Here is an 8,957-nt window from a genome sequence, read left to right on the forward strand (position 1 = left end):
TCTTTTACTCCTCTATTTGTGAATGCGTGAGAGGGAAGGTCGCCAGTACCGTATGGACAGCACCTTTGGCCGAAAGGGAGCTGGAGTAGAGAAGAAACTCACGCACGGTGAAGGTCGGGGTCTCAAAAAGGCTGTTGCCTGCAAGAAACTGAGTCACCCGGTTGAGCGGGCTGTTTTTCAGTCTGGCGAGCGTCACATGGGCGGAGAATTTGCGGTGATCCCGTTCTATGCCGATCTCTGCCAATGCTTTTTCAACTTTGTTACGTAGTGCTGTAACTTCCATTGCCGGGTCGATCCCGGCCCAGAGTACTCGCGGATTGCCGCGGGGAGGGAAGTGGCCGACCCGTTTCAGACAGATTTTGAAGGGGGGGCACTCAATGTTGCCAAGTGCTTCCTTGATATCCGGCAACAGGCCGCTGTCGGTATCGCCCAGAAATTTGAGGGTGAGGTGGAGCTGGTCGGTGGGAACCGCTCTTGCGCCGGGAATCGAGCCGCCCATACCGCACATAAGCGTGCGGATATCTTCCGGGATATCGACGGCGATAAAGAGTCGTAGCATCACTTTTCTCCTTGAAAGACGGGTCCTGTGTCCGAAGAAAGCTGCATTATTGCTTCATTGGCCAGGATGAGGCCGAAAATGCCGGTCACCGTTGGCAGGCTGCCCAGGACGTTTCGTTCCCTTCCTCTTTCAGAATAGGGCGTCTCACCGACCTGTTCCTCATCACTGGCTTGTGAGTAGTCGAAATCGACCTTTTCGTTCGAAAAGACGCATCGAATACCGCGACCGATGTTCCGGCGACGGAGTCGTTTTCTGACAAGCCGGGCGAGCGGACAGTTGTCGGTGTCGAAGATGTCGGCCAGGCGAATCCTGCTCGGATCTGTCCTGAGCGCCGCTCCCATGGACGAGAGGGTAGGAATCTGCCGCTCGTACGCCCCGGCCAGAAGCTGTACCTTCGGGTTGAGCGAATCGATGGCATCAATTAAAAGGTCGGGAGCCGGACTGAGAATATCGTCCAGTGTCTCGTCGGCGGCAAATATCGGCAGCGCCTCCACATTGCACTGGGGATTAATCTGCAGCACCCTTTCCCTGGCCGCGTCCGCCTTCAGTCGTCCCAGAGTGGATTCGAGAGCCAGTATCTGCCGGTTGAGGTTCGTGGGCTGGATGGTGTCGTAATCAATGAGCCGCAGGGTGCTGATTCCGGCCCGTGCCAGTCCCTCAACCACATAGCCGCCTACGGCACCCAGCCCCACCACCGTCACTCGTTTTTCCTGCAGCCGGCGAAATCGTTTGTCGCCGAGAAGGCGGTGTATCCTTGAAAATCGTTCCATAAATATCTGTTTATCCCACAAAATGAAAGCCACGAGAGAGTGGCAGATGGCTCGGTGGATTTCTTCGCCAATTCTATTGGTTGGCTTTTCGGCTCTATGCGGCAAAATGCTCGCCGATCTATTTCAATGGCGAAGATCTGATCATGATAAAGGTGATACGTTTGTTTCGTCAACTCCTTCATCGTGTTCCAGGTCCCAAATTCGTATCCCGATCCTTTTCTTTTTCTTATTGGAGTTTGCTCAAATTCTACCACTGTTTTCTATATCCTCGAGGGAGAAGATGACATTTTTGATCGCGCTGAAGATGAGGTGAAATGACTCGATAAGTATTTTGGCAAGGCGTATATCTGTTAATATATTGAATCGGCATAATAAATAGTCTAAAGTCACATTTTTTGAATTGTGGCAGAAATGCGCAGAACATTGATTTGTTTTGAATCGTGCAAATTGGAGCAGTGATGAAGAGAAAGGAATGTAAGTGTTTGACCAGTCAGAGAAATACTCAGGCAAATTGCACACGTATGGTGCGAAAAAGCATAGGAGTATTAACGCTACTGGGCCTCTCGTTCGCAGCAGGAGGAACGGCATATGGCGCAGGTTTTTCGGTCTTTACCCAAGGGGCTGGGCCCATGGGAGTCGCTAACGCTTCGGTGGCCCATGCCGAGGGCCTTGCCTCGATTTTCTATAACCCGGCACTTCAGCTTGAATTTGAGGGGATAAATAGTGAGGCCGGTCTCACTGTGCTTGGGCCTGAAAAAGAAGTGGATTCTTCCGTTACCGGCCAAAGTTATTCCACAGAAGACCATATCTATACCCCTGTTCATGGGGCAGTCAGCTACAGGTTTTCGGAAAATGGATCTCTGGCCCTGACGATAAACAACAGTTTCGGTCTTGGCAGTGAGTATCCCGAGGATACCCCTTTTCGGTATCTGGCCACGAATTCAGAACTCACCACCTGGGATATCAATCCATCCATCGCCTACCGTTTCCTGGAGAGGCTCGTTGTCTCGGCCGGTCTTCGCGGGGTATCGGCCGACACCACTCTGGAAAAGATGATCCCTTTGCAATCCTATGGACTGGCTGACGGCAGGCAGAAGTTTGAAGCCGACGGTACCGGCTATGGCTGGAACATCGGCGCCACATTGGCGCTAAACGATAAGTGGAGTGTCGGTGCATCTTACCGGAGTGAAGTGGAGATAGACCTGAGTGGTGACGTACGGTTCGATCTTCCTGCTGGAACTCCCGCACCACTTGCTGCTGTCTTCCCTTCCACCTCTGCGGACGCCAAATTCACCCTTCCTGCCCAGTTTTTCGCTGGGGTGGCATTCCGGCCGACCAGCAGATGGGTGGTCGAGGCTGCTGCCAGGTTTGAAGAATACTCAAGTTATGACAATCTGCGTGTTGAGGTCGTACAGCCCATTGCCGGCCAAACGATCATGGTTATCCCGAAAAACTGGTCCAACGTCTGGGGCTATCTGTTTGGCGCCAGTTACCTGACAGATTCTGGTTATCGTTTGTCGGCCGGGTATCTCTATGAGGAAAATCCTGTGCCGGATGAGACTTTTGAGCCGGGAACGAGTGGACTTGACAAGCATACACTTACTGCAGGTGTAGGCGGCGAATTCAGGGATATCGGCTGGCGGATCAGCTATGCTTACGATATCTATGAGGACCGGGACATCGAAAACAGTGGGGCGGATGCAACGATGAACGGGACGCACAGCCAGAAGAATCAATCACTCGCCATTTCTTTCGCCTATCATTTTTAGAGCTGTGATGAGCTGATGAACCTGATGAAAAACAGCCTGGCTCCTGAAGAAGGCAGTCTTGCAATGGTGAAGGCAATGCCGAAGCAGGTATCAAGCCTGAATACCTTGTGGCTGATCCAGTGTCTGCGCAGCAGATATCCTGAGGTTGACACTGAAGACCTTGTCCACGATGTCGCTGTAAGTGGGTCGTTCACAGTAGAGAATCTTCAAACCGGCAGGACAGAACTTGTCGGTGTTCCTCATCTTGAGAGCAGGGATTACTGGTTTTCCAACCTGTTCATGATCTCACTCTATCATGGGATTGAGGAGCGTATCCAGGACCCTGATTTTGCCTATTACTGTGGCAACACCTTCTATAAGAGCCAGCCGTTGCTCAAGACCGCAATCGGGGTACCACTTATTGGTCCGTATCGGCTCATCCGGCGAATTGTCTGCGAGAATGACAAGTTCAACAGAACCAAGAAAGCCATCATTCTCGCCCTCGAGAAGGGTTATGTGGCGGTACGCCTTATTCATCATCCAAATGTCATTATGACGCCTTTTGGCATGGAGTGGCATCGAGGAACATTTGCATCCTACGCACGGCTGGCCGGAGTGACGGATATCGGGGTGACGGTGAAATGTGTTGAACGAGGGCCGGAAAAGTACGGTGATGACGGTCAGGCCATTTATGATTTTGAAATCACATTCAAAGATCCCGGATTTTTACGCAGGATATCCAATTTGCTGCTCTACAGTATACCAGCGGTCAAGGAACTTATTCACAACACCGAGTTGATCCAGGCGGAGCATAATGAACAGATTCTGAACCGTGACAGGATCATAAGGGAAAAGACCGCTCATCTTGTCAATATTCAGAAAAAGCTCATGGAAGCCGAGCGGATGAATATTGAACAAAAGTTGCAGAATCTCTCCGCTGAGTTAGTCACCACCGAAGAGCGGGAGCGGCGGGCCATCGCCGAGGATCTCCATGACAGCGTCACCCAGTTGTTGGCGTTGAGTGTGGCCAATCTCAAGCAGCATAACAAAATCAATCCGGGTGTAGAACGGTTGAAGGATACACAAAGCTATCTCGAAACAGCGCTCAAGGAGACCCGTTCATTGACCTTTCAGATCAGCCCACCGGTCCTGTATGACTTTGGCCTCGAATCGGCATTGGAGTGGCTGGTGGGCGATATTGGTGAGCGTCATACGCTTGAGCTTGATTTTATCAACCTTCTCGACGCCCCGCTTTCCATGAGCGACTACGAGAAAGTGACTGTATACCGGTCAGTTCGGGAGGCTGTGATTAATTGCATAAAACATGCTGAGGCAAATTATGTCTCGGTGGTGCTGACCCAAGAGGATGGCAAACACCGAATTGAGATTGAGGACAACGGGGTCGGTTTTGATCCGTCGACGGTGAAGAAAGGCTTTGGGCTTTCGACACTGGATGACAGATTGCAAAGCATCGGGGCGAAAATTGCCATTTACTCGCGGCCTGGCGAAGGTACGCGGGTTGATATTAGTCTCGGCATTTGAGCTTGCTACTCATTCCATGAGAAGATTCGTGAGGCGATGAGCAGAAAGAGCAGTGTGGTCAGGAGCAGGATGAGACATTCCCACTGGACATCACCAAATGTGGCCCCTTCATTCATGACGCTACGTGCGGCTTTCAATAAATGGGTAAGCGGAAATATCTGTGAAAGTGAGATGACCCATTTAGGCGCCCCCTCCAGCGAGAACCATACTTCGGAGAGCATCATCATCGGTATGGAGATGAAATTGAGCACTCCGCTGGTGAACTCTTCACTTGTCCCCCGGGCTGCGAGAATGAGACCTATGGAGCAGAGGTTGAGACCACCCAGAAAAAAGATAAAGAGCGTCAACAGGTAGGAACCCTGCATCTGGAACTTGAAAACAAGGTCGACACCGAACCAGACAACTATCAAGGTAAACATCAAGTGGAAGATGCGTGAGAGCATTTGGGCTGTGAGATATTCAAACGGCGTGAGAGGTGTTGCCTTCAGTCTTTTCAGCGCACCATTTTTCCGATACCGCACCACAATATACCCGACCCCCCACAGTGAGGCGAACATCATATTCATGGCCAGTATTCCCGGAAACAGCCAGTCGATATAGCGGATCTGCCGCCCTGATATAACTTGCTTCTCTGCTGCTGTTCCTGTTGGGAGAAAGGAGGCGAGAAGGATCTTTTCCGCCAGCGAGCCGTTTGGTGATGAGTCGTTTATCCAGTAGGTATGGGTTGATGATTGGCCATCGACGAGCAGATCAATTTTGTGCAGACTCAGTTTTTCTTCACCGGTCTTTTGGTCGGCTATCGGAATAAAGACGATCTGGTTTTCTTGCTGGAAGGCTATTGGCAGAGTTGTCTCGGCAACGGTTACCGACTCGGTGGTGACCGGAAAAACACCCACCTTGAACTGTTGGTATTCCTTACCGTTGAAAACCATACCCAGGCCGATAATCAGCAGGAAGGGAAAAAGAAAATTCCAGCCGAACGTCGCTTTATCCCTGAAGAATTCATGATTTCTGGCAATAAACATCGCCCATATGCGGTGAGTGTTGGGAAGCTGCATTGTTAACCCGAAAATTTCATGAGTTGAGATGGTTTGCTAGCACAGTATGTATAAAGAAACGTATTTTGAAAGTTCACACGACTCATTTGAAATGCATTGGTATAATTGCCGCTGTAGATATTCATGAAATTTTTGGGTTAGTCTCTCAAGGTTCTGCCGGTAAGGTGGAGGAAGACATCTTCAAGAGTTGGATTGTGAATACTCAGGCCGGTGAGTGAAATATTCCGGGCCGTAAGCTGCTCAATCGTCCTGTCGATACTGTCGGTATGGATTACTGCCCGGTCTTCATGGGGGGTCCATTCGATTTCTGCTGCTATTGGGCGGCTAGCCAGGGTCTCGACCGGCAGGGTGAGAGTTGAGGTTCGGCAGTAGGTGCGAATCAGCTCATTTGGTGTACCCTCGGCGATAATCATTCCCTGGTCCATAATGGCTATCTCGTCGCAAAGGTGTTGCGCTTCTTCCATGGAGTGGGTGGTTAGAATAATGGTTTTTCCCTCCTCCTTGATATTATCAACAATATTCCAGAGGTTGCGGCGGGATTGGGGGTCGAGGCCGGTTGACGGTTCATCGAGAAAGATCAGCTCCGGATTGTTGATAAGGGCCAATGCCAGCATCAAGCGCTGCAGCTGGCCGCCGGAGAGGTTTGTGCTCCTCCTTTTTCGTAAAGATCCGAGCTCACAGCGGGCAATAAGGGCCTCGATGTCCACCGGACGGGCGAAGAGCTTGTGAAAAGAAAGCAGAGTTTCTTCGACTGAAAGAAAATCAAACAGTGACGTATGTTGGAACTGGATGCCGACTTCCTCCCGGAAGGACGCGGAGCGTGGCTTTCCTTTATAAAGCACCGTTCCTGAGGTGGGAGGGATGATATCTTCGATAATCTCTATCGTGGTGGTCTTGCCGGCACCATTGGGGCCAAGAAGTCCGAAACAGATACCTTTTGCAACTGAAAATGATACATCCTTCACAGCCACAGTGTCTTTAAATAGCCGCCTGAGATGTTGAATTTCGAGAAGGGATTGGTTGGTTAAGGGCATACTGTGCTGCTTTCCTTAATGTTGTCCTGTGTATCATATGGCTGTACGGTTGCTCTTTGCGGCAGCAATGCTCACAGCGGCAGCCGGTTACCTCATCGATATAGATTGATATCTCTTACGAATAATCTACTTATCAGGAAAAAAAAGAGATGTCACGCACCTGAATTTTTCTCGAAGTAAAGAGAGTATTGAATTCTCCTTGACTGATTAACGATTATCGTTTACAAATGATAATCGTTATCACAAATGGAGGAGCTATGCAGCTTCGGATGACCAATCAGCGTGAGATGATACTGCGCGAACTGCGGAAGAGTAAACAACATCTCACAGCCGATGAACTGTATGAAAAAGTGAAAAAAATCATGCCACGGATCAGTCTGGCGACGGTATACCGTAACCTTGAGATTCTGTCTGAGGCGGGTATTATCGGCAAACTCGAGGTCAGTGGCCGGCAGAAACGATTTGACTATGAGGTAGAAGAACATGATCATATTTATTGTGTTGTCTGTCACCGCGTCGATAATCTCGAGATTGACCGGGAATCTATCCGGGAGGTTGGCTGGAATTCTGACAAAGGGTATGCTGTACATGGATACCGTTTGGAGGTCGCCGGCATATGCCCGGAGTGTCAACGTAAACGTTCAAAGAAGGAGAAAAAGCAATGAGTTGTGCATGCGGATGTAAAGGTGGTGCTCTTACCGATGAGCAGAAAAAAATTCTTGAGGCTCTGGCCAACATGACAGACCCGTGTGGTACCAAAGAAGTTGTCGCCGCAACCGGCCTTGAGAGCAAGCTGGTCACCAGCCGGATTACTGCAATGAAAAAGCAAGGTCTGATCGGCACCCCTGTTCGATGTAAACACGCTATCACTGACGAGGGCAAAGCCGCACTGAAGTGCTAACACCCCATAAGTATTCAAGCGTTTGTAGAGATATTTCAAAAAGCTCGGGTTTAATCCCCGGGCTTTTTTTTGGGGGAAAAATATGAAGTTTTGGACGGTTATTCGAGTTTAAGGTATTTATCCCCATCAGCAACTGCATCAACAGCGGTATTTTACAGATTTACCTGTTGACCCAGTACAACAGTGTCTCCCCCCACCGGCATATTCAGTCATCCTTTTCCTTCGATCGGTTTTCGCGCGGTTTTGTCAACCTGCTGGCTAATCTGGAGTTGGCGGCGGAGGACCCGCTCTTTTTTCTATTCACGATGCAGTTTCCCCCATCTATACCCATCCCCGGTTTCTGCCGCCGTCAAGGATGCATAAGTGCTCCGTTGGACGTGGCCTGATCGTCGAAGGAACGGTGATGGCGGATGTAGAGGTGCGAGGAGCTGTTATCGGCCTGCGTTCGGTTATTGGCGCTGGCACTACCATAAACGATTCGGTGTTGATGGGTAACGATTATTACGGCACGGAAAATAATGACGGCAAGCGTATTCCTCCAGGTATCGGCCGAAACTGCCATATCGAGAAGGCGATTATCGATAAGAATGTCAGCATTGGTGATAACTGCTATGTCAGCCCCGAGGGCAAAACAGATGGAGATTTTTCCCTCTTTTGTATTCGGGATGGGGTGATTGTTATTCCTAAAGGGACGATAATTGCGGCGGGAACTACGCTCTGAACCGGCAACAGGGCTGATGTAGGGCAAGATAATTTTTTTATTTAATGCTGTGAACTTGAAAAGCAGGACTTGTTTGGTCAGTACTTTCTATACACAGTTTGTCAGCCTTGAAAGGGTTTGGATATTACACTGGTTGTGATGGTTAACATTTCGTAATTATGTTATTAACCATCTCGCATTTGTAATCTGTTGCTTGCCGGGTATACTGATGTTTTGTAGGATCTTTTCCATACTATGGATATCTTGGGCATTTAGGCTTACTATAAATGATTGGTATATCTGGTGGCTTGTCGCTCTGTTGCGCCAGGATGCCGTTACTTGAACGATCAGGGCATATCAGTCTGCCCCTTGGGTGAACTCTTCTTAGGTATAGTATCCAGCAATGCCATCAAGCAAAATTCTTATCACCAAGTTGCAGAGACCGCGAGACGCGGTAGGCACGATAGCCCGACCACGGCTGCATGATCTGCTCAACCGTGGGCAAAAACAATCATGCACCCTGATTTCCGCCCCAGCTGGTTATGGTAAGAGTACGCTGGTCAGCAGCTGGATGGAGTGCTGTCAGTATCCGGGAATATGGGTATCTCTTGATGAAAAGGATAGCGAACTGCATACATTCTTCTG

At 49.7% G+C, this 8,957-nt stretch carries 10 protein-coding genes; 6 read left to right on the plus strand and 4 right to left on the minus strand.

What is annotated here, in order from left to right:
- Positions 1-4: 4 nt before the first annotated feature.
- Positions 5-559, minus strand: a complete 555-nt coding sequence (gene thpR, locus BUF15_RS11190; RefSeq protein WP_073613561.1) for an RNA 2',3'-cyclic phosphodiesterase — start codon at positions 557-559, stop codon at positions 5-7.
- Positions 559-1,329 (minus strand): tRNA threonylcarbamoyladenosine dehydratase, encoded by a 771-nt coding sequence (locus tag BUF15_RS11195; RefSeq protein ID WP_073613562.1) that lies wholly within the window; start codon positions 1,327-1,329, stop codon positions 559-561. The genes thpR and BUF15_RS11195 overlap by 1 nt, the downstream gene beginning before the upstream one ends.
- A 458-nt stretch (positions 1,330-1,787) precedes the next feature.
- On the opposite strand from BUF15_RS11195, the gene BUF15_RS11200 reads away from it, so the two are divergent.
- On the plus strand, positions 1,788-3,098 hold the full coding sequence (locus BUF15_RS11200; RefSeq protein ID WP_073613563.1) for an OmpP1/FadL family transporter: 1,311 nt from the start codon (positions 1,788-1,790) through the stop codon (positions 3,096-3,098).
- Between the two features lie 15 nt (positions 3,099-3,113).
- Positions 3,114-4,619 carry a sensor histidine kinase gene (locus BUF15_RS11205; RefSeq protein ID WP_073613564.1) on the plus strand — a complete coding sequence of 502 codons (1,506 nt, stop codon included), beginning with the start codon at positions 3,114-3,116 and terminating at the stop codon, positions 4,617-4,619.
- A 5-nt stretch (positions 4,620-4,624) separates the two neighbouring features.
- Here BUF15_RS11205 and BUF15_RS11210 read toward each other — a convergent pair whose 3' ends face one another.
- Both BUF15_RS11210 and BUF15_RS11215 read right to left on the minus strand, forming a co-directional pair.
- A complete protein-coding gene (locus BUF15_RS11210; RefSeq protein WP_073613565.1) occupies positions 4,625-5,677 on the minus strand; it encodes an ABC transporter permease in 1,053 nt (350 codons plus the stop codon).
- Positions 5,678-5,814: 137 nt separating this feature from the next.
- Positions 5,815-6,711 (minus strand): ABC transporter ATP-binding protein, encoded by an 897-nt coding sequence (locus BUF15_RS11215; protein WP_073613566.1) that lies wholly within the window; start codon positions 6,709-6,711, stop codon positions 5,815-5,817.
- Positions 6,712-6,968: 257 nt separating this feature from the next.
- Between BUF15_RS11215 and BUF15_RS27715 the strand changes: the two genes are divergently transcribed.
- The 4 genes from BUF15_RS27715 to BUF15_RS27725 form a co-directional block, all read left to right on the plus strand.
- The gene (locus tag BUF15_RS27715; protein WP_073613567.1) at positions 6,969-7,376 is read left to right on the plus strand and encodes a Fur family transcriptional regulator; all 408 of its coding nucleotides are present in this window, start codon (positions 6,969-6,971) and stop codon (positions 7,374-7,376) included.
- The gene (locus tag BUF15_RS27720) at positions 7,373-7,612 is read left to right on the plus strand and encodes a hypothetical protein (protein ID WP_073613568.1); all 240 of its coding nucleotides are present in this window, start codon (positions 7,373-7,375) and stop codon (positions 7,610-7,612) included. Before BUF15_RS27715 ends, BUF15_RS27720 begins: the two co-directional genes overlap by 4 nt.
- A gap of 340 nt (positions 7,613-7,952) precedes the next feature.
- On the plus strand, positions 7,953-8,333 hold the full coding sequence (locus BUF15_RS11230; RefSeq protein ID WP_456151402.1) for a glucose-1-phosphate adenylyltransferase: 381 nt from the start codon (positions 7,953-7,955) through the stop codon (positions 8,331-8,333).
- Positions 8,334-8,715: 382 nt separating this feature from the next.
- On the plus strand, positions 8,716-8,957 hold a 242-nt coding region (locus BUF15_RS27725; RefSeq protein ID WP_234981159.1), incomplete at its 3' end, for a hypothetical protein.

This window comes from Desulfopila aestuarii DSM 18488 (assembly GCF_900143695.1).
Classification (GTDB): Bacteria; Desulfobacterota; Desulfobulbia; order Desulfobulbales; family Desulfocapsaceae; genus Desulfopila; species Desulfopila aestuarii.